The sequence below is a fragment of the Streptosporangium sp. NBC_01810 genome (genome assembly GCF_035917355.1).
In the GTDB taxonomy this organism is placed as follows: domain Bacteria; phylum Actinomycetota; class Actinomycetes; order Streptosporangiales; family Streptosporangiaceae; genus Streptosporangium.
Window position 1 is genome coordinate 5,710,361 of sequence record NZ_CP109070.1, and the last position, 20,316, is coordinate 5,730,676.

General features: G+C 68.7%; 13 protein-coding genes and 1 CRISPR repeat array (1 of these 14 running past the window's edge). Of the genes, 8 read left to right on the top strand and 5 right to left on the bottom strand.

The features are described from left to right. Positions 1 to 5,685: a CRISPR direct-repeat array (repeat unit 37 nt; unit sequence GTTGCGATCCTCACCGACCCCGGAGGGTCGGTGCTGG); it begins 1,036 nt to the left of the window's first position. A 540-nt stretch (positions 5,686 to 6,225) separates the two neighbouring features. Beyond that, positions 6,226 to 7,524: a hypothetical protein gene (locus OIE13_RS25225; protein WP_326635890.1), complete on the bottom strand. Its 1,299-nt coding sequence runs from the start codon at positions 7,522 to 7,524 to the stop codon at positions 6,226 to 6,228. A gap of 189 nt (positions 7,525 to 7,713) precedes the next feature. On the opposite strand from OIE13_RS25225, the gene OIE13_RS25230 reads away from it, so the two are divergent. From OIE13_RS25230 to OIE13_RS25255, 6 genes are all read left to right on the top strand, one after another. Then, positions 7,714 to 8,190 carry a hypothetical protein gene (locus OIE13_RS25230; RefSeq protein WP_326635889.1) on the top strand — a complete coding sequence of 159 codons (477 nt, stop codon included), beginning with the start codon at positions 7,714 to 7,716 and terminating at the stop codon, positions 8,188 to 8,190. 54 nt (positions 8,191 to 8,244) lie between these two features. Further along, entirely contained in the window at positions 8,245 to 8,622 is a 378-nt protein-coding gene (locus OIE13_RS25235) for a hypothetical protein (RefSeq protein ID WP_326635888.1), read from the top strand. Beyond that, positions 8,606 to 8,917 carry a hypothetical protein gene (locus tag OIE13_RS25240; RefSeq protein WP_326635886.1) on the top strand — a complete coding sequence of 104 codons (312 nt, stop codon included), beginning with the start codon at positions 8,606 to 8,608 and terminating at the stop codon, positions 8,915 to 8,917. The genes OIE13_RS25235 and OIE13_RS25240 overlap by 17 nt, the downstream gene beginning before the upstream one ends. A 196-nt stretch (positions 8,918 to 9,113) precedes the next feature. Then, on the top strand, positions 9,114 to 12,491 hold the full coding sequence (locus tag OIE13_RS25245) for a pyruvate carboxylase (RefSeq protein WP_326635885.1): 3,378 nt from the start codon (positions 9,114 to 9,116) through the stop codon (positions 12,489 to 12,491). A 317-nt stretch (positions 12,492 to 12,808) separates the two neighbouring features. Continuing rightward, a complete protein-coding gene (locus tag OIE13_RS25250) occupies positions 12,809 to 12,952 on the top strand; it encodes a hypothetical protein (RefSeq protein ID WP_326635883.1) in 144 nt (47 codons plus the stop codon). Positions 12,953 to 13,526: 574 nt separating this feature from the next. After that, positions 13,527 to 14,090, top strand: a complete 564-nt coding sequence (locus OIE13_RS25255; protein ID WP_326828828.1) for a histidine phosphatase family protein — start codon at positions 13,527 to 13,529, stop codon at positions 14,088 to 14,090. A 109-nt stretch (positions 14,091 to 14,199) separates the two neighbouring features. Here OIE13_RS25255 and OIE13_RS25260 read toward each other — a convergent pair whose 3' ends face one another. The 3 genes from OIE13_RS25260 to OIE13_RS25270 are packed head-to-tail and all read right to left on the bottom strand — an operon-like array spanning position 14,200 to position 17,587. After that, positions 14,200 to 15,831 (bottom strand): pyruvate, phosphate dikinase, encoded by a 1,632-nt coding sequence (locus OIE13_RS25260; RefSeq protein WP_326635880.1) that lies wholly within the window; start codon positions 15,829 to 15,831, stop codon positions 14,200 to 14,202. Then, positions 15,828 to 16,472: a transcriptional regulator gene (locus OIE13_RS25265; RefSeq protein WP_326635879.1), complete on the bottom strand. Its 645-nt coding sequence runs from the start codon at positions 16,470 to 16,472 to the stop codon at positions 15,828 to 15,830. Before OIE13_RS25265 ends, OIE13_RS25260 begins: the two co-directional genes overlap by 4 nt. After that, positions 16,469 to 17,587 (bottom strand): TetR/AcrR family transcriptional regulator, encoded by a 1,119-nt coding sequence (locus tag OIE13_RS25270; RefSeq protein ID WP_326635878.1) that lies wholly within the window; start codon positions 17,585 to 17,587, stop codon positions 16,469 to 16,471. Before OIE13_RS25270 ends, OIE13_RS25265 begins: the two co-directional genes overlap by 4 nt. Before the next feature lie 92 nt (positions 17,588 to 17,679). Between OIE13_RS25270 and OIE13_RS25275 the strand changes: the two genes are divergently transcribed. Both OIE13_RS25275 and OIE13_RS25280 read left to right on the top strand, forming a co-directional pair. Further along, positions 17,680 to 17,862, top strand: coding sequence for a hypothetical protein (locus OIE13_RS25275; RefSeq protein WP_326635877.1), 183 nt, complete (start codon positions 17,680 to 17,682; stop codon positions 17,860 to 17,862). Between the two features lie 185 nt (positions 17,863 to 18,047). Next, on the top strand, positions 18,048 to 18,884 hold the full coding sequence (locus OIE13_RS25280; RefSeq protein ID WP_326635876.1) for an alpha/beta fold hydrolase: 837 nt from the start codon (positions 18,048 to 18,050) through the stop codon (positions 18,882 to 18,884). 498 nt (positions 18,885 to 19,382) lie between these two features. On the opposite strand, the gene OIE13_RS25285 is transcribed toward OIE13_RS25280, so the two are convergent. Continuing rightward, positions 19,383 to 20,270 (bottom strand): VOC family protein, encoded by an 888-nt coding sequence (locus OIE13_RS25285; protein WP_326635875.1) that lies wholly within the window; start codon positions 20,268 to 20,270, stop codon positions 19,383 to 19,385. Between the last annotated feature and the right edge of the window lie 46 nt (positions 20,271 to 20,316).

Below are 20,316 nucleotides of genomic sequence, written 5' to 3' on the forward strand. Positions count from 1 at the left end.
CACCGACCCCGGAGGGTCGGTGCTGGGGACAGCGGAGCGTACGAAGTCGAGATGTCCGCACCGTTGCGATCCTCACCGACCCCGGAGGGTCGGTGCTGGACCCCGGCCCCGCGCGGTCGAGCTGGTCGAGGTACCCGTTGCGATCCTCACCGACCCCGGAGGGTCGGTGCTGGGTCAGCGCCGGTGATCTTGATGCAGCAGTCACGGCAGTTGCGATCCTCACCGACCCCGGAGGGTCGGTGCTGGTATCTGGAGGCTTACGGCTCCAAGCAGCTCCCGGCGTGGTTGCGATCCTCACCGACCCCGGAGGGTCGGTGCTGGTCTACACCCGGATCACACTCCTCACCGACGGCCCGGTTGCGATCCTCACCGACCCCGGAGGGTCGGTGCTGGGTGCCCGCCCGGCCCGCATTTCCCCCGACCACCACAGTTGCGATCCTCACCGACCCCGGAGGGTCGGTGCTGGTGGAACTCAGCGTCACCCAGTTCGCCATCCGCGTCGCCGTTGCGATCCTCACCGACCCCGGAGGGTCGGTGCTGGCCCCGTTGATCAGGCGCCGTCCTTCGTGCTCAGAGACCGTTGCGATCCTCACCGACCCCGGAGGGTCGGTGCTGGCATAGGCTGCCCGCCCCTGCGCATGCGACGTGGCTAGTTGCGATCCTCACCGACCCCGGAGGGTCGGTGCTGGAAAGTCTGGTCGCTCCGGTGGCATCCGGAGGTCGAGGTTGCGATCCTCACCGACCCCGGAGGGTCGGTGCTGGCGCGAGACTCTCGCGTCATGGGCAACGGCTAAGCGGGAGGTTGCGATCCTCACCGACCCCGGAGGGTCGGTGCTGGTGCCCCCTCCACACCCCAGCCGCACTCGCCGGCCAACCCGTTGCGATCCTCACCGACCCCGGAGGGTCGGTGCTGGTCGGTGCGGTGTCGCGCAGCAGGGAGAGAGCCTCAGGTTGCGATCCTCACCGACCCCGGAGGGTCGGTGCTGGTTGTAGCGGCATGGAATTGGAGACCGGATTCCGTGGTTGCGATCCTCACCGACCCCGGAGGGTCGGTGCTGGTCCAACCCCGGATTCGCCAACGCGCGTGCGGAGCTGAAGTTGCGATCCTCACCGACCCCGGAGGGTCGGTGCTGGTCAGGCGAAGATCAGCGCCGGGGTGCCGGTGCCGCAGTTGCGATCCTCACCGACCCCGGAGGGTCGGTGCTGGCTATCGATTCGATCCCTCACCGCTCACCCTTCCTATCGTTGCGATCCTCACCGACCCCGGAGGGTCGGTGCTGGTCGACCGCGCCGCGTCGTCGTTCTCTCCAGTACCGCTGTTGCGATCCTCACCGACCCCGGAGGGTCGGTGCTGGCAGCGGTGACCATCACCTCAGCTCGGAACCAAGCATCTGTTGCGATCCTCACCGACCCCGGAGGGTCGGTGCTGGAACCATCGCCCGGCGCCGGTCGGCTCGTCATACACTGTTGCGATCCTCACCGACCCCGGAGGGTCGGTGCTGGCACCTCCTCCTCTTCTACCCGCGCGCCATCCGGCAGGGTTGCGATCCTCACCGACCCCGGAGGGTCGGTGCTGGTACGGGGGCCGTACGGGCAGGTCCAGCGGCGTACACGTTGCGATCCTCACCGACCCCGGAGGGTCGGTGCTGGAGGCCGGCGCGGCCGGAGTGGAGACCGGTGGCAGCAGTTGCGATCCTCACCGACCCCGGAGGGTCGGTGCTGGCAGCTGCCAGGAGTAGACGGTGCCGCCGCCCATCTTGTTGCGATCCTCACCGACCCCGGAGGGTCGGTGCTGGCGCCGGAGGAGAGCAGGTCGGTCCGTTCAGTCAGGTTGCGATCCTCACCGACCCCGGAGGGTCGGTGCTGGCACCTGGCCGCCTCGGATGTCGCGGAGGATGTCGGCGTTGCGATCCTCACCGACCCCGGAGGGTCGGTGCTGGGAGTCGTCCTCCTTCGTCGACTCGAGGGTCTCCTTGTTGCGATCCTCACCGACCCCGGAGGGTCGGTGCTGGCCGCCGACCAGTCGGTGTAGTAGGTGGTGGCGTTCGGGTTGCGATCCTCACCGACCCCGGAGGGTCGGTGCTGGGTTCTGGGCGGCGGCGGCCTTGTCCTTCAGGCCAGTGTTGCGATCCTCACCGACCCCGGAGGGTCGGTGCTGGAGGCCGAGAAGGAGGCGTGATGGAGGAGAAGCCCGAGTTGCGATCCTCACCGACCCCGGAGGGTCGGTGCTGGGTGCTTCTGGTCGGCGCTGACCCCGGGGGAGCTCACCTGTTGCGATCCTCACCGACCCCGGAGGGTCGGTGCTGGTCTCCTCTCCGACGATAGGAGAGGAGATCATCAGGGCGTTGCGATCCTCACCGACCCCGGAGGGTCGGTGCTGGTTGGCCGTGTCGACCAGCAGCGGCGCGTTGTCGTCCTGGTTGCGATCCTCACCGACCCCGGAGGGTCGGTGCTGGTCATGACGGCGTTCGCTGTCATCGTTCCCGAGAAGAGGTTGCGATCCTCACCGACCCCGGAGGGTCGGTGCTGGGCGTTCGCGACGGGCGAGGTCGGGAGCTTCGATCGAGTTGCGATCCTCACCGACCCCGGAGGGTCGGTGCTGGTCGATGGGCGCACCCCGGATCACTAGCTACGGGTTGAGTTGCGATCCTCACCGACCCCGGAGGGTCGGTGCTGGCCGCGCAGGGTCCGTGTGTCGCTGCCGTTGCGCATGTTGCGATCCTCACCGACCCCGGAGGGTCGGTGCTGGCCCGCCCCCAGCTCCACCACCGGTCCCGTGCCACAGTTGCGATCCTCACCGACCCCGGAGGGTCGGTGCTGGACGCGCGTGCTCGGATGCGTCCGGGCCGGGGAGCGAAGTTGCGATCCTCACCGACCCCGGAGGGTCGGTGCTGGTGCTGTCGGCGGCCACCGACCTGGAGAGCGAGGCGAAGTTGCGATCCTCACCGACCCCGGAGGGTCGGTGCTGGCCCACCCCGCCCGACCCGGCGGCGGGCAGGCGCCCGGTTGCGATCCTCACCGACCCCGGAGGGTCGGTGCTGGCCCGCAAGTCGCCCTGGCCGAGATCCGTGCGATGAGCGTTGCGATCCTCACCGACCCCGGAGGGTCGGTGCTGGGATGCCGTCAGCGGCCGGGCGCATGGCCCTGGTCGAGTTGCGATCCTCACCGACCCCGGAGGGTCGGTGCTGGCCTCACTCCCGAAGGCCGTCTTCTGCTCACAACCCATGTTGCGATCCTCACCGACCCCGGAGGGTCGGTGCTGGCGGTTTGACCTCCTCGACCCCGCGGCTTCCGCCCTGGTTGCGATCCTCACCGACCCCGGAGGGTCGGTGCTGGTCTCTTCCAGCTCGGCGGTGAGGCGGCCGCGGCCACGGTTGCGATCCTCACCGACCCCGGAGGGTCGGTGCTGGCCGAGCCGAGACGGCAGGCAAAGCACGCTTCCCGCAGGTTGCGATCCTCACCGACCCCGGAGGGTCGGTGCTGGCCCAAGCAAACGGCTGGCCGTAGCGAGCACATCATCGTTGCGATCCTCACCGACCCCGGAGGGTCGGTGCTGGAACACCAATTCCATGCGCTGGTCCGCCGCACTTGATGTTGCGATCCTCACCGACCCCGGAGGGTCGGTGCTGGAAGCCCCTGATTGGGCGGCCGAGGGTGCTAAATGTTTGTGTTGCGATCCTCACCGACCCCGGAGGGTCGGTGCTGGCCTAAGCAACCGGACATCCTGGCTGGCCTCGAAGAAGTTGCGATCCTCACCGACCCCGGAGGGTCGGTGCTGGACCGAATGGTCAGACGGCTGGAAACGTCGACAGGACGGTTGCGATCCTCACCGACCCCGGAGGGTCGGTGCTGGCCCCGGTAGTTGGGCGTCGGCATCCGGGTCTCCTGTTGCGATCCTCACCGACCCCGGAGGGTCGGTGCTGGGTGAACCGCGACACGGCCCGAGTGCCGGCCGATGACGTTGCGATCCTCACCGACCCCGGAGGGTCGGTGCTGGACCCGCCCCCAGCTCCACCACCGGTCCCGTGCCACAGTTGCGATCCTCACCGACCCCGGAGGGTCGGTGCTGGAGGCACGCAGACGCCCCCGGTGTCGAGGGTGAAGTGCGTTGCGATCCTCACCGACCCCGGAGGGTCGGTGCTGGACGGGCACCCGGTCACCAAAGTCGGCGCCGGGCAGGTTGCGATCCTCACCGACCCCGGAGGGTCGGTGCTGGCAAGGAGTGCCAGCGTGAACACCATGGTGGTTGACGTTGCGATCCTCACCGACCCCGGAGGGTCGGTGCTGGCAGCATCATCCCTGACCAGCTCCCCACCCACGGCCTCGTTGCGATCCTCACCGACCCCGGAGGGTCGGTGCTGGCCTCGATGAGGTACGCCGTACCTGCCGACAAGCCGACGTTGCGATCCTCACCGACCCCGGAGGGTCGGTGCTGGCCCGCCCCAGGGCGGTGCGACAACCGCCCAGCCGGGGTTGCGATCCTCACCGACCCCGGAGGGTCGGTGCTGGCTTGATGCGCGCGCCGCGGCGTGCGGCCTCGGCCAGGTTGCGATCCTCACCGACCCCGGAGGGTCGGTGCTGGAGCCGTTCCCGGTGTTCCCACCCACGGCCGTTACCGGGTTGCGATCCTCACCGACCCCGGAGGGTCGGTGCTGGGTCCAGGACCAAGCCCGTCAGCTTCGCCCGACCGCGGTTGCGATCCTCACCGACCCCGGAGGGTCGGTGCTGGGTGGCTTTCGTGCGACGGGGGCGTGATGGGGTTTCAGTTGCGATCCTCACCGACCCCGGAGGGTCGGTGCTGGCGCGCATTCGCCGACCGGCGGGCCAAAGTGCGCGAGTTGCGATCCTCACCGACCCCGGAGGGTCGGTGCTGGTTGGCGGTCAGGGACGGCCAGCCGTTCAGTCCCTCGTGGTTGCGATCCTCACCGACCCCGGAGGGTCGGTGCTGGGGGAGGCCCTGGCCGGCGGGAGTCACGATCCCATGGTTGCGATCCTCACCGACCCCGGAGGGTCGGTGCTGGACCGGCCCCCAGGCCGCATGCCCGGACGCCTGGTCGCCGTTGCGATCCTCACCGACCCCGGAGGGTCGGTGCTGGTCGCGCTCGGCGCCGCGCTGGACCCGGCCACCGAATTCAGTTGCGATCCTCACCGACCCCGGAGGGTCGGTGCTGGGGGGCGGACGCGGGTGTGCTCGCGCCGCTTGTCGCCGTTGCGATCCTCACCGACCCCGGAGGGTCGGTGCTGGGTCGAGGCGTTCATTGCTGCGGGCTTCCTCACCGCCGTTGCGATCCTCACCGACCCCGGAGGGTCGGTGCTGGGGGGCGGACGCGGGTGTGCTCGCGCCGCTTGTCGCCGTTGCGATCCTCACCGACCCCGGAGGGTCGGTGCTGGAAGGATCTTCACTTCCTCGGTGCGCAGCAGTTCGAGGTTGCGATCCTCACCGACCCCGGAGGGTCGGTGCTGGAAGACGATCGAGTCGCTCGCATTCGACAACCGCCCCGTTGCGATCCTCACCGACCCCGGAGGGTCGGTGCTGGAGGCGGGGCTTGAGTGGTGTCCGGGGTGTCGACGTCGTTGCGATCCTCACCGACCCCGGAGGGTCGGTGCTGGGAGGACGCCGACGTGGAAGACACCTACGACCTTGAGGTGTTGCGATCCTCACCGACCCCGGAGGGTCGGTGCTGGCGTTCTTGAGCTGGGATTTTAGTCTTTTTCGGGGGAGAGACGTCCAGCAGGCAGGGAAAAATGTCTGATTGCTGATGATTTCCGGTTCGGAACAGGTGGCGTGTCGCGGGCATACCGGGGGTTCCTAGATCGTTAAGAGGCCGAGGGAGGTAACGGCCCGCGTGATACCTATGTCCGGCATCGTCAAGTACCTGAGCAGAGAGATGGCAGGTGTGCATCGCAACACCTTCATGACCTCCCCTGCTCATGGTGAACAGGAAAGTTTCTGCTGTCTTGCCGACTCTCGGATTAGGTCACAGTGGTGTACTCCGAATGCTTCAAGCAGGTGGCGCCGTACCGTGTCTGAAATCTGGGCGTTACTACGGTGGGTCGGATAGGACGGTGCCGGTCTCGGCGATGAGTCCGGCTGGGAGTCCGGGCTGGTATTTCATGAGCTTAAACCAGTTCTTGATCAGAGTGGTGAGTTGGCCGAAAACTCAGCGGGGGAAGCGGCGCCCCGTCGGTCAAGCCTGGCATGCGGGACGTTGAATCGAATGATGTCTATCTCACGACCTCAAGAGCCAGAACTTCACGAAATTCGCCAATGGCCGGACGGTTTCGCTGGTCGGGGGGAACAGCGCGCAGCAGCATCCGCCCGGTTTCAATGATGTAGCGGCTGCGGTAGGCGGGCGAAAGGGCATCGATCACTGTTGCCGCGCGTTGCATACCCTCGTCAACACCCCCATTGACGACCGTGCAGAGCGCCTCATGGAGCATGACGTTGGTTCCGTATTGGTACTCGGGGGTGAACCCGAGCACATTCTCTCGGGCCGCGTCTGCCTTGGCCTCGTCACCCGCACCGGCGTAAACCCAGCTCTCGGCGAAATGGATCTGATCTGGCTTCCAGAAGCCGAGAGAATCTCCAGCGGCACCCTTTTCCGCCAGATCGACAAGAGCGTTCAGTGTCGTGCGCGCATCATCGTGCCTGCCGAGCAGGGAGAGTGCCTTTGCCCGGGTGGTCATCAAGCCGACGGAAGGTTCGCCGGCGATCCGCTCCGCGTCGTGAATAAGGCGGACAACCGTCTCCGGGGCGCGCTGTCCGTACAGGCCCGTGCCCGCTTCCGACACACGAACCAGCAGTCGCACTTCCCGATCGCCGGACGCATCGGCCGCATGGCGAGCCGTGTGCCACCACCGGATGGCCGCCCCGTGGTCGCCCAGGCGGGTCAACGCGTTGCCGTGGATGGCGGAGAGTGTGGCTAGGACCCGCTGCAGTTCGGCGACCTCGGCGGGAGGCGACACTTCCATCTGCCGCCGTACCAGGAGCAGGTCGATGATGAGGTCGGCCGCCACCTGCGCGGGAGGCCGGGTCCGAAGCGCGTGCAGGTGGTCCTCGCGAGCCAGTTCCCATTCCTCTGCACTGCGGAAATCGTGATCGAGGGACAGGTCGAGGAGCTGGCGAACCGGCTCGCCGGAGATGCCGAGTATGCCGATTCCGGCACCGGCGGCAAGCCGTAAAAGTCGTCGGCGTTCCATGTCGTCGTCTCCATCTGACGCCTTCTGGATGAGACTATTCTGTGACGCTTTCCCCGGTTCGGGAACATCCAGCGAGTCGGCGAACAACTTCTCCTCGCTGACCCCGAAGGCCCGCGCGAGCAGCCGCGGGTAGGGCTCGTTGGGACGGTGCTTACCCGACTCCCACGCCCTGAGCATCCTGGTCAGTGACTCGCGGGTCGGCAGGTGTGCCCGCGTGGACTCGTCGGCGGCTTCGGCCAGCCGCCGGATGGTCCCTCTCTGTGACCAGCACCGCTCATTCCTCGCCGCTCGGAGCCGGGCGGCCCATGCCGGTACGTCAGCCATGATGCACCTCCGCAAGGGGCGGACACACCAGAGGACGTCCGCTTTCCATCCTCCATCGTCCTCTAGCGGATACCAGTGGCGCTGCGTTCTGATGATTTCACTCAGTGACATTACGACTACAAAAAGCGGGACCCGCAGGCGCTCACAACGCCGTACGGGTCCCTTGATCAGGAAGGGAGTCCTGACCCGATGCATAACCCTAGTGCTCCGGTTCTCGACCGGGCCGTGGTGAGCGGCTGCGGCTGTTTCGCGGAGAGGCCGCCGCTGCCGATGGGGTGCGCCGTTTGTGGGCACGCGCCGTACGCGCACGGCTGCCCCGGCCAGGCCGCCGACCACGAGTACGCGCAGCCGTCCGGTGAGCTGATGGCCGAGCGCCTCGATGTGCGCCGCCGACTCGGCCTGGGCCGGACCCTGCCGACCTTCGAGCCCGCTCACGAGGTCACCGCGCACCTCGTTCCGGTCGTGCCCGCGCCCCGCCAGGCCGAGCGCGAGATTCCATCGGCCCACACTCGGCCTTCCGGGCGTACGGACACGCGCCGCCCGGTAATGCCCGGCACCGGCCGTCCGCACCGGCCGGAGCTCACCATCGCTCCCGGCCGGGACCATTCACCGGACGCCCCTTCGTCCTGGCGACACCACCCGCACCACCAGGGGGTCGCGGCATGAACACGACCCCTGAGCGGGACGACACCCTCGCGTGCGGGTGCGATTGCAGGTGCGGTGGCGAGCCCGCGTCCCAGGCGATCGCCGCCGCGCCGCCGACCGCCGTGGAGTACGCCCAGGACCTGGCCGCCGTACTGGCCTGAGGTTCACCACATCCACGCGGACGTCCACGAACTCTCCTCCGGCAACGCCATCGTCTCCGTCCACTACGGGCTGCTGGCCTACACCGACGGCGAAAGCTTCTGGTGGACCGGCCCCGAACTCAACCACGCCGGCAGCCCACTGCTCAGCTCCGAGCCGACACTGCTCGCGGCTGCCAGACAGCTCGCCGAACACCACGCCATCCTGCGCACCAAAGACGCAGCCGATGTGGTGCGCAACGGGCTGCCGCTGCCGGCCGATGTGATCCTGGCCGAGCATGTTGACCCTCGCTGACCTCGACGCGGCCCGAGCCGCCCAACAGGTCCAACAGCACGCACCTGACTGGTTCGTCATCTGGAGCCTGCGCCACCGCCGCTTCGAAGCCTGGCAATGCACCGACCCCAACGAGTGCCGCATCGTCTGCGCAAGCAGCGCCACCGCCCTGTGGAACCTCATGCAACAGGCAGAACTCGACCTCTGGCGGACCTCACCACCCGCCCCCACACCGCCCACACCCGGCGCGGCCAGCCGTCCGGACCCGCCGCTCTCCGCAGCCCCGCCCTCTCTGTCGGACTCTCGTGAGGCATAGGACATCTAACTCCTTTTAGTGCGAAGTAGGGCGAGGCAAGGCGATCAAGACCATGCGCCGGTGTTTGCCTGGCTCGACGGGCGGCGCTACGGCCTGGCCCCGCCATGGTCCGGGCCACCGGATTGTGCGATGGTCTGTTGCAGGGTCTGGCACGTCTGGCCGAGACCTCCCAGCGCAAGGAAGGCTAGGTCCCCCCATGTTCAGCAAAGTCCTCGTCGCCAACCGAGGCGAGATCGCCATCCGTGCCCTTCGCGCGGCGTACGAGCTCGGGGCCGAGACGGTGGCTGTGTTCCCGTTCGAGGATCGGGGTTCGGAGCACCGGCTGAAGGCGGACGAGGCGTACCAGATCGGAGAGCGTGGGCACCCGGTACGGGCGTACCTGAACCCGCGGCTGATCGTGGAAACGGCGCTGTCTGCGGGTGCGGACGCGGTGTATCCGGGCTACGGCTTCCTGTCGGAGAACCCTGAGCTCGCCGAGGCGTGTGCCGCGGCGGGCATCACGTTCGTGGGCCCGTCGGCCGATGTGCTCACCCTGACGGGCAACAAGGCGCGCGCCATCGCCGCGGCGAAGGCTGCCGGGGTTCCGACGCTGGCGAGCATCGCACCGTCGACCGACGTGGACAGTCTGGTCGAGGCTGCCACCGCGATGCCCTATCCGCTGTTCGTCAAGGCGGTCGCCGGTGGCGGTGGCCGGGGAATGCGCCGGGTCGATTCGCCCACTGGTCTACGTGACGCGGTGGAGACGTGCATGCGTGAGGCCGAGGCCGCGTTCGGGGACCCGACGGTGTTCATCGAGCAGGCGGTGGTCGACCCCCGCCACATCGAGGTGCAGATCCTGGCGGATGCCACGGGCGAGGTGATCCATCTGTTCGAGCGGGACTGCTCGGTGCAGCGGCGGCACCAGAAGGTGGTCGAGATCGCGCCGGCACCGAACCTCGACCCGGACTTGAGGGACCGGATGTGCGCCGACGCGGTGCGGTTCGCGCGCACGATCGGGTACGTCAACGCGGGCACGGTGGAGTTCCTCCTCGACCGGGCAGGCACGTATGTGTTCATCGAGATGAACCCGCGGATCCAGGTCGAGCACACCGTGACCGAGGAGGTCACCGACGTCGACCTGGTGCAGGCGCAGCTGCGGATCGCCTCGGGTGCGACCCTGGCCGACCTCGGGCTCTCCCAGGACTCGGTGCGGCTGCGGGGCGCGGCCCTCCAGTGCCGGATCACCACAGAGGACCCGGCCAACGGGTTCCGTCCCGACACGGGCACGATCACGACATACCGCTCGCCGGGTGGGGCCGGGGTCCGCCTCGACGGGGGTACGACGTACACCGGCGCGGAGGTGTCGGCGCACTTCGACTCGATGCTGACCAAGCTGACCTGCCGGGGCCGCGACTTCGCCACTGCCGTCGACCGGGCCCGCCGCGCGGTCGCGGAGTTCCGCATCCGCGGCGTCGCGACCAACATCCCGTTCCTCCAGGCGGTCCTGGACGACCCCGACTTCCAGGCCGGCCGGCTCACCACCAGCTTCATCGAGACCCACCCGCAGCTGCTGACCGCCCGGTCCAGTGCCGACCGCGGCACCAAGCTGCTGACCTTCCTCGCCGACGTGACCGTGAATCAGCCCCACGGCCCGGCACCGACGGCCGTCGACCCCCTGGCCAAGCTGCCCACCGGGTCGGGCGCCCTCTCCGACGGCTCCCGTCAGCGGCTCCTCGAGCTCGGCCCCGTCGGGTTCGCCCGGGCGCTGCGGCAGCAGACCCCGGTGGCGGTCACCGACACCACCTTCCGCGACGCCCACCAGTCGCTGCTCGCCACCCGGGTGCGGACCAAGGACCTGCTCAACGTCGCCGAACACGTGGCCCGCACCACGCCCCAGCTGCTGTCAGTGGAGGCCTGGGGCGGAGCGACGTACGACGTGGCGCTGCGGTTCCTGTCCGAGGACCCCTGGGAACGGCTGGAAGCGCTCCGCGCAGCGATCCCCAACATCTGTCTGCAGATGCTGCTGCGCGGCCGCAACACCGTCGGCTACACACCGTATCCGACCGAGGTGACCGAGGCCTTCGTCCACGAGGCCGCCGCCACCGGCATCGACATCTTCCGGATCTTCGACGCCCTCAACGACGTGTCCCAGATGGCCCCCGCGATCCAGGCCGTCCGCGACACCGGAACCGCTGTCGCCGAGGTCGCCCTCTGCTACACCGGCGACCTGTCCGACCCCCGCGAGACGCTCTACACACTGGACTACTACCTGCGCCTGGCCGAACGCATCGTCGACGCCGGCGCCCACATCCTGTCGATCAAGGACATGGCCGGTCTGCTCCGCGCCCCGGCCGCCCGCACACTGGTGACCGCCCTCCGCGAGCGCTTCGACCTGCCGGTCCACCTGCACACCCACGACACCCCCGGCGGCCAGCTCGCCACCCTCCTCGCGGCCATCGACGCCGGGGTCGACGCCGTCGACGCCGCCTGCGCCGCCATGGCGGGGACCACCAGCCAGCCGGCGCTCTCCTCGCTGGTCGCCGCGACGGACCACACCGATCGCGAGACCGGGCTCTCCCTCGCCGCGGTCTGCGACCTCGAGCCCTACTGGGAGGCCACCCGCCGCCTCTACGCACCCTTCGAGTCCGGACTGCCGTCCCCCACCGGCCGCGTGTACACCCACGAGATCCCCGGCGGCCAGCTGTCCAACCTGCGGCAGCAAGCCATCGCGCTCGGTCTGGGCGAGAAGTTCGAGCAGGTCGAGGGCATGTACGCCGCCGCGAACGGCATCCTCGGCAACATCGTCAAGGTCACCCCGTCGAGCAAGGTCGTCGGCGACCTCGCCCTCCACCTGGTCGCCGTGGGAGCAGACCCCGCCGCCTTCGCCGACAACCCCGGCGCGCACGACATACCCGACTCCGTCATCGGGTTCCTGGCCGGGGATCTTGGCGACCCGCCCGGAGGCTGGCCCGAACCGTTCCGCACCAAGGCACTGGCCGGCCGCACCCAAAAGGCCCCCACCGTCGACCTGACATCCGACGAACGCCGCAGCCTGGAGAAAGACGCCAGGCTCACCCTCAACACGCTGCTCTTCCCCGGCCCCACCCGGGACTTCCTCGAGTCCCGCGAGAAGTACGGCGACATCTCCACACTCCCCACGCTCGCCTACCTCTACGGACTCAAGCCCGGCGAGGAGCACGAGGTCGTCATCGACGAGGGCAAGACCCTCATCCTCGGCCTGCGGTCGATCAGCGACCCCGACGAACGCGGCATCCGCACCGTCATGTGCACGATCAACGGCCAGCTCCGCCCGATCAACGTCCGTGACCGGGCCGTCTCCGCCGAGGCACCCGCCCAGGAGAAGGTCGATCCGGCCTACCCCGGGCACGTCGGCGCACCGTTCGGTGGCGTGGTCACCCCGGTCGTCAAGGTCGGTGACATCGTGGCTGCCGGCGACACCGTTGCCACCATCGAGGCGATGAAGATGGAAGCCTCCATCACCGCGCCGCTCTCCGGCACCGTGCGGCGCATCGCCCTCAGCGGCACGCAGCAGGTCGACGGCGGGGACCTGGTCCTCGAGATCACCCCCGCTTGAGGCGCGCCTGGCGAGTCAGGTGACGAGCCGCGTCCCGAGTGTGCTGGGCTTAGAGGTCACACGCGATGATCGCTTGAGCCTAAGAGCCTGCTGACAAAGGGATCTGGCGTCGAGGTTCGAGTCAGGAGACCGCCGGGGTGTGGTCATTTCCGGGTCGTTGACCCGTGAACGGGAGCGGGCTCCCGGTAGCTGAGGTGTTGTCCAAGCAGCTCAGCTACCGGGAGCCCGTGGTTGTCCGTCTACACGTCCGCGCCGGCGTAACCGCGAGACCGCCCCCGGTCCCGGTTTCGCCGGGGGTGTCGTCGGAGGTGTGGTGGATGAACCGGCCGGCGACCCTCGCGCAGAAGTCCCGGTACTCGCGGGTGTACATCAGGAACGTGTGCCAGCCGATGTCGACCTGCTCGGACGGCCCGAGGCCCGGCACCTATGGCGTGCCGGTGAGCCTGCTCAACACCTCGTAGACCTGTTGCGGTGTCGCTGGGCCGATGGGGAGCGGATGGCGGGCGGCTTCGGTGCGCAGGCCGTCGAGGAGGAACGTGATGCTGCGACGCCAGGCGTCGGGGGCGGCATCGGCTCCGGCGCGGGCGAGCAGGGCGATGGCCCCGAAAGTGAACGCGAGGTCCCCCGAGTGCCCACTTCAGCGGCCCGGGCCCGGTGATGGCCGCGGCCCGCAACTACCTGTACTCGCTCAGTGGATTCGGGCGCGGGTGTGTCCAGTAGTTAACGGTGTAACTCGATGCGGCCTCCTTCATCTCTCGCCTACTCAAATGTTGTGACCATTTGGATTTTGTGAATATCCTAATTTGGGTTGCCTGGGGAAGGAGCAGGGATGGTTCGGCTGACTCGGAGTGCTCGGCTGACTCGGAGTGCGGTGTGCTCGAACTTTCCGGGCAAGCCAGCACCGGATGGCGGGGACGAGCGTCGGCTCTTTCCACGCGGTATGGATGGAGCCGCACGAGGATCCGGCCACCGCGCTCGGTATGCGGCGCGGATTAGGCCCGGGGTCTGACAATGGCGACTCGGCACTTGTACGTGATGAGGCACGGCGCGGCGGACCCGTTCGGCGAGTTGACCGATGTTGGGCAGCGGCAGTCGGAACTGGCCGGGGAGCGCCTGGCCGACCTGCCGGTCGATGCCGTGTGGCATTCGCCCCTTCCCCGGGCAGTGCGGTCTGCCCAGATCGTGGGTAAGCACCTGCCGGGCGCCGCCGTGCGGGAAGCGGCCGAGCTGGTTGACCACGTGCCGCATGTGCCGAACGAGATGCCCCCCGCGTGGGCGGGGTTCTTCGATGGGTACGACGCCGCGGAAGCCGCTGCGGGCGCAGGCCTTGCGGATGCACTGATCGACAGGTTCGCGCGCCCCGCCGAAACCGAGACCCACGAGGTCCTGGTCACCCATGCCTATCCGGTGGCCTGGCTGGTGCGGCACGCCCTCGACGCACCACCGGCGCGGTGGCTGGGGCTGAACTGCGGAAACACGGCGCTGACGGCGATCGAGTATCGCGACGGTGTAGCACCGACGGTGTTGTTGTACAACGACATGGGTCACCTCCCGCCTGACCTGCGTTGGACGGGGTTCGGGCCCGGCGCGCGGCCATGAGTGGCGGTGTGGTCGCCACGCAAGGCCGGACCGGCGCGCCGGAGCGGTCCAGCCGTGACGATCCAGCTGGCGGATGCGCTCGCGCGTCAGGCCGACCAGCCGGAGCGGTCTAGCCGTGACGAAGTACGGCATGGGCGGCACCGAGGCGCTGGGCTTCATCGCGTTCGGAACGGTCGCCCGATACGTCGTCGGCCCATTCGAGTAGTCGATGCAGGTGGACGTCGGCTGTGGTCGTGACGATACGGGGGCTGCCGAGGGCGACTTCGCCACCGGTCCCGTCGATGGTGACGAGGGTGCCTTCACCGATGGTGCGTCCACCGGCTCTCACCGAGGCGTCGGCGACGTCAACGGTGAGGTCGGTGATCCCCACGACGGCGGGCTTTCCCATCGCTCGTGCGACGACCGCGGCGTGGCTGGCCGGCCCGCCACGGGCGGTGACGATTCCGGCGGCAACCGCCAGGCCGCGCATGTCGTGCGGGGAGGTCTCCGGCCGTACCAGGATGACCGGGCCGTCCGCGGCCATGCGCACTGCTCCGTCGGCCGTGGTCGCCACCTTGCCGACCGCGACACCGGGACAGGCGCCCAGCCCTCGGGCCAGGATGTCGACCTTCTCGGTGGTCGCTATCCGGGGTGTGCGGACGTGCTGGAGATGCCGCGGTGAGATCCTGAGCAGCGCTTCGTGACGCCCGATCACACGCTCGTCGGCGAGGTCGGTCGCAACGCGGACGGCGGCACCCCCGACGAACCGGCCGGGCCGGACCTGCAGAATCCACAGCTCCCCGGCCTGGAAGGTGAACTCGACGTAGCACGCGTCGCGGTAGTGCCCCTCGACCCGGCTCAGGGCATCGAGGAGGCCGACCCACACTGCCGGTTCTCGGCCGGCGAGTTCGTGCAGGGGCCGGGTCAGTGATCTGCCGGAGACGACGTCTTCGCCTTGGTGTCCGAACAGGACCTCGCCGAACGGGACGTTCTCCCCGGTGTTGGGGTCGCGGCTGAACGCGACTCCGGTGCCGCTGTGGTCATCGCGGTTCCCGAACACCATCGTCTGTACGATCGCGGCTGTGCCGAGGTTGTGCGGGACGTCATGCAGTTCGCGGTAGGTTCGTGCGCGCGGTGTGTCCCAGGACGAGAACACGGCCTTGACCGCCAGCTCCAGCTGCCGGGTCGCGTCGTCCGGAATCGGCCGGCCACCTCGTTGCCGGATGAGGTTCTCGACCGCTCCGATCGCGCTGGTGATGTGTGCCTCCTCGTCGCCGGTTCCTTGCCCCGGGGCTCCGCTGAGGACGGTCCCCACGCCGTCCACGTCCAGGTTGGCGATCGCAGCGGCGAAGCCGGACAAGAACCGCAGCCGCGAATTCAGCGCGAACCGCGAGTCGCCCGTCTCGGCCGCCAGCCCGGCTGTGGCTCCGGTGGTGAGGCCGAGGTTGAGGATCGTGTTCATCATGCCGGGCATCGACACGGCGGCCCCGGAGCGAACGGACACCGCCAACGGCACCTGTGATCCCCCGAAATGGCGTCCGGTGGAGGCTTCGAGGTCGGTGATGGCCGTCGCGAGTTCGTCGTCGAGTCCGTCGGGAAGACTCCCGTCACGCAGGAACGCGCGACATGCCTCCGTGGTGACGACGAACCCGGCGGGCACCCGCAACCCGAGACGCTGGAGGACCAGGAGGCCGTGGGCCTTGCCGCCCAGCATCTCCGCTGTCTCCTCGACCTGCGTGGAGAGCCGGCGAATCCATCTCATCCCCATCGGGGGATCCCGAGTGTGGCGAGCAGGTCTTCGTGAAGCTCGAACCACACGATGTGGTACGACGCGGTGTTGTCGGCCACGTACTCCAACGCGCCGGCGGTGGCGCGATCGAGGGCTTCGGTGAGGCGGGTCCGGTAGCGGCCGAATCGAGGCAATGCCGCGGACAGCTCGGCGCCGACAACGGCGGCACGCTGGTCGAACTCGACGAATCGGGCGAGGACGCGGGCGTCGTAGGAGGGATCTCCGTGGTCGTTGGCGGTCATGGCACCGTCGATGGATCGGAGTTGCCATGCCGTGCAGAGGTCGAGCAGTTCCGGGTTGAGCACGAGAAAGCCGTCGAACGCCGCTGTCACGGCGGCGCGAGCACCGGCCGACTCCAGCTCGTCGGTGATCCGTTCGGCATCTACGGCACGGCCGGTGTCCGACAGACTCCACCCGCCGAAGTCGCCGGCCATATGCGTGACGAGACCGGCGACCGCGAGATCGATCAGCTCGGACTCGACGTCGGATTCACCGAGACCCGTGGCCTTGGCCAGGCGGGCGAGGCCGGCACCGCCGCCGGCACCGCCGCCGCAGCGCAGGGCATGGAGGACCAGCAGGCCGGTGTCGGTCGCAGGAAGCTCGGGTCGGGTCATGTCCGGGCACTCCGCGGCCGCGTGCCGTTCGAAGCGCCGGCGGTCGATGCCGCGTACGCGGCGCCTCGCCCGTGGGCTCGGGCGACGATCGCACCACCCTGGACGCGTACCGCGGCCTCTGTCTCGTCGTCGAGGTCCGTCAGGCCGATCGCCGACGCCGTCAGGGCTTCATCATCGAGGACCAGCCGAACGCACCGCCAGACCTCGGGAGCGAACACCCGCCGCAGGCAGCCGATGAGGTCGGTGATCCTGAGCCGTACGAGGCGGCCCGTCTCGGCGGCATCATTCGCGACGACGACCACCGTCACCTGCTCGCCGGGCCGAGCGGAACGGACGGCTTCCTCGGCGGCGGCAAGGCGGCCGGCCCCCAGCACCGCGATCAGCCCATCGGCGCCGAAGTCGACCTGATCCCCGCTGATCCGATCCGCGAGTCCCGTGGGCGGATCCCACGCGTCCCCACACGGTCGCGCCGGAGCGACATAGGGCAGATACGGCGGCGTCCAGGTGTCAGCGAGATCGATCCCGGCCAGATGCTCACACGCACGCGCCAGGTCGAAAGGGTCACCGAATCCCGGTGCGGTCTCAGCCAGGTGACCCGAACCGTCCAGCAGCGTCAGCACCAGCTCAGCCAGCCGTACGCGCCGTACCGGCGTCGCATGGGCCGGTTCGCACGATTCCAGCGCGATGGCGAGCAGCAACGCCTCCAGCCGGACGACCTGCGCCAGCACCGTGCGCCCGTGCTCGTCATCGAGGACGCCGACCAGCGAGCGCAGGTGCAGCCGCCCTCCCGAGGCCGTGTCGTCGACCAAGGGCAGCCGTTCAAGCCAGGCCCGGGCGAACACGCCCAGCGCGTCGGCCGACGACACCGACGGCACCGGCGGCACCGGCGGCTCACCCGTGCCGGCGTTCTCCACCATGTCGATCAGCACCGCCAGATACAGCGCGCGCTTGCTCGGGAAGTTCGAGTACACCGCCCCGCGGGTCAGTTCGGCCCGCTCGGCGATCCGATCAACCTTGGCCAAGGCGTAGCCGTGCTCGGTGAACTCCTCCCTCGCCGCCGCCAGCACGGACGCCCGAGTGCGCTCCTGCTGCTGCACCCGAGTCAGTCGAACCATCGCAATTCCTTTCCCTAGAGCGCCGATATCAGGATACTCTCAAAATTCAGATGTTAGAAACATCTGAATCGCCGGAGTGGCCGAGGTGAGGGATGGTGACGGTGAGCGATCACGGGTTCGAGACCGAGGGACTGGCCGAGGTCTTCGGTGCGGCACTCCTTCTGGATGAGGTTGCGTTGTGCGAGGAACACTACGAAGCAGTGGCGGGTAATACAGGTGTGGGTTCCGGTGAGTGGGAGGCGGAAATCGAGACCTCCCATTCGTGCTCCTGGTGAACGGATTGGCTTTGGAACCCCGATGAGCCGGTCGTCGAACTCCTCGCGAGATCTCCCGGTGAGTGGGAGGAGTAATGGCCGCCTTCTCAGCGAAATACCTAGCATCACGACCCAGCGGCGACCGAGCGTCGCATCCGCGGGTGTCCCTGCGGGGTTCCTCATCGAAGAGAAGGTGGAAACCACCGATGACGACAGTCGAGATCGCACCAAAGGTGAGCCGTGGCACCTACGAACTGACCTACCGCGAGGCCGGCACCGGACCCGTGGTGGTCATGCTGCACGGTTCGGGCCCCGGCGTCTCCGGCATGTCGAACTTCGCCGCCAATCTGGCACCTCTCGCTGAGACGTTTCGGACGATCGTCATTGACATGCCCGGTTTCGGTGACAGTCCCGAAGTGCCCTATACCCGCCCGTATCCGGAGCACGCGGCCGACGCCGTCATCTCCCTGCTCGACGACCTGGGCATCGCCAAGGCCCATCTGGTCGGCAACTCGATGGGAGGCTTCGTCGCGCTGGAGACCGCGTTCGCCTACCCCGACCGGGTCGATCGGATGCTCATGATGGGCCCCGGCGGGATCGCGGCCGAGATCTTCGCCCCGCCGAGGTCGGAAGGGGCTCGACGGCTGTTCGATTTCGTCGCCTCTCCCTCCCCGGCCGCCATGCGGGCGTGGGTGGACACCATGGTCTCCGATCCGGCCGGCGTGTCCGACGAGTTGATCCAGGAACGCACCGACCGCGCACTCGCGCCCGGCGCGATCGACCGGATGCGCAACATCTTCGGCAGCCTCGCCATCCCGTCCGTCCACGGTCCGATGTGGACGCGAACCGGGCAGATCCACCACCGCACGCTTGTCACCTGGGGCCGTGACGATCGGATGCTGCCGCTGGAGGGCGCCTTCTTCGCCACCCGGCGCATGCCCAACGCCGACCTGTACGTCTTCTCCAACTGTGGCCACTGGGCCCAGGTGGAGCGCAAGGCGGCGTTCGAGGCGCTGGTCCGCGACTTCTTCACCGCAGCCTGAACAAAAGGCGCGTTCTGGGGGCACCGCTTCACTTCACCGCCCGCGCCTTCGGCCTGATCGGGTCGACCGGCGGCGGCCGAACCCCCGGCCGCCGCCGGCGCCTGTTTCCCGCTCCCCCGGCGCACGTACCTCGCGCTACCGGGCGCGGGCGTGTCGAGCACACACCCGCTCGTCGAGGTACGCCGTAAGTCCGCCCTCGGCGACGTCTTCGGTCGGTGGGCTGATCGTGGACGAGGAGTACGGCGAGGTGCGCCGCAAGAACGGCACCACAGTCCGCGGACCGCGAGAACGGCACCACAACCCGCGGACCGCGAGAACGGCACCACAGTCCGCGGACCGCGATGCCGTCGGAATCCGCTCGCTCTCCTACGTCAGCGGGCCTTCTCTCACCGACTGTGTCTTCAACGCCGCAGCGTCAGCCGACTGTCCGGATCCATCAGACTCTCCCGAGGCGGTTCGGATCCCTGTCCGGGGCGCGCCCGCCGGGCGGACGAGTGGTCAGGTCCGGTCCCACTTGTGACCCCAGTAGCTGTCGGCGGTGATCTCCTCGGCGGTGTAGGAGGTCTCGTCGACGAGCATGCCCTCGCAGCCGACCTCAAGGTCCCAACGGCCGGGGGTGCGCACGTAGAAGGAGACCATCTTGTCGTTGGTGTGCCGGCCCAGCGTCGAGGAGAGGTGGTAGCCGCCCGCCGTGACGCGGTCGAGTGCCCGGCCGACCTCATCGAGGGTTTCACACTCGACCATGATGTGCACCAGCGCCGGCGCCTTGAGGTCCGGGGTCGGCAGGATCGCCAGGCTGTGGTGCCGGGCGTTGACGCCCATGAACCGCAGCCGGATCGGGCCGTACTCGGGCGGCACCGGAAGGCGGTACGCCCCGCGGGGCAGGAAACCGAGGGTTTCGGCGTAGAACCGGTGGTCGCCCTCCAGATCGCTCACCGGCACCACCACGTGGCCCATGCCGAGCCGCCCGGCGACGAAGCGGTTGCCGAACTTCGTCGCGATCGGGCTGTGGTCCAGTGCGGGACCGTGGAAGACCTCCAGTGGAGTCCCACCCGGGCTCTGGAAGGCGATCCCCGCCTCGATCCGGCGGGCCTCGGCGTCCTCCAGCGACAGCGGCTTCGTCGCGATGCCGGCAGCCTCGACGGCCGACTGCACGCGCCGCAGCGCCAGGTGGTCGCGGACCTCCCACCCGACGGCCTCCACCCGGTCCTCCTCGCCGGGCAGCAGCACGATGCGGGCGTGCCGCTCGTCCATGCGCAGGTACAGCGCGTCGGATTCCGGCCCGGTACCTTCGGCGAATCCGATCGTGTCGAGGGCGAACGTGCGCCATGCGTCCAGGTCCGTGGCTCGGACGCGCACGTAACCCAGCGAGCTGATGTCGGTCATGCCCATCTCTCCTGAATCGATTGAGGTGTTGGTCGAGATCGTCCGG

What these genes read in the sequence shown, in the direction of transcription:
- OIE13_RS25285 (WP_326635875.1), bottom strand. Translation starts at nt 20,270, where the DNA reads ATGACCGACATCAGCTCGCTGGGTTACGTGCGCGTCCGAGCCACGGAC.
- OIE13_RS25265 (WP_326635879.1), bottom strand. Translation starts at nt 16,472, where the DNA reads ATGACCCGACCCGAGCTTCCTGCGACCGACACCGGCCTGCTGGTCCTC.
- OIE13_RS25230 (WP_326635889.1), top strand. Translation starts at nt 7,714, where the DNA reads ATGCATAACCCTAGTGCTCCGGTTCTCGACCGGGCCGTGGTGAGCGGC.
- OIE13_RS25275 (WP_326635877.1), top strand. Translation starts at nt 17,680, where the DNA reads ATGGTGACGGTGAGCGATCACGGGTTCGAGACCGAGGGACTGGCCGAG.
- OIE13_RS25280 (WP_326635876.1), top strand. Translation starts at nt 18,048, where the DNA reads ATGACGACAGTCGAGATCGCACCAAAGGTGAGCCGTGGCACCTACGAA.
- OIE13_RS25240 (WP_326635886.1), top strand. Translation starts at nt 8,606, where the DNA reads ATGTTGACCCTCGCTGACCTCGACGCGGCCCGAGCCGCCCAACAGGTC.
- OIE13_RS25225 (WP_326635890.1), bottom strand. Translation starts at nt 7,524, where the DNA reads ATGGCTGACGTACCGGCATGGGCCGCCCGGCTCCGAGCGGCGAGGAAT.
- OIE13_RS25250 (WP_326635883.1), top strand. Translation starts at nt 12,809, where the DNA reads ATGAACCGGCCGGCGACCCTCGCGCAGAAGTCCCGGTACTCGCGGGTG.
- OIE13_RS25260 (WP_326635880.1), bottom strand. Translation starts at nt 15,831, where the DNA reads ATGAGATGGATTCGCCGGCTCTCCACGCAGGTCGAGGAGACAGCGGAG.
- OIE13_RS25255 (WP_326828828.1), top strand. Translation starts at nt 13,527, where the DNA reads ATGAGGCACGGCGCGGCGGACCCGTTCGGCGAGTTGACCGATGTTGGG.
- OIE13_RS25270 (WP_326635878.1), bottom strand. Translation starts at nt 17,587, where the DNA reads ATGGTTCGACTGACTCGGGTGCAGCAGCAGGAGCGCACTCGGGCGTCC.
- OIE13_RS25245 (WP_326635885.1), top strand. Translation starts at nt 9,114, where the DNA reads ATGTTCAGCAAAGTCCTCGTCGCCAACCGAGGCGAGATCGCCATCCGT.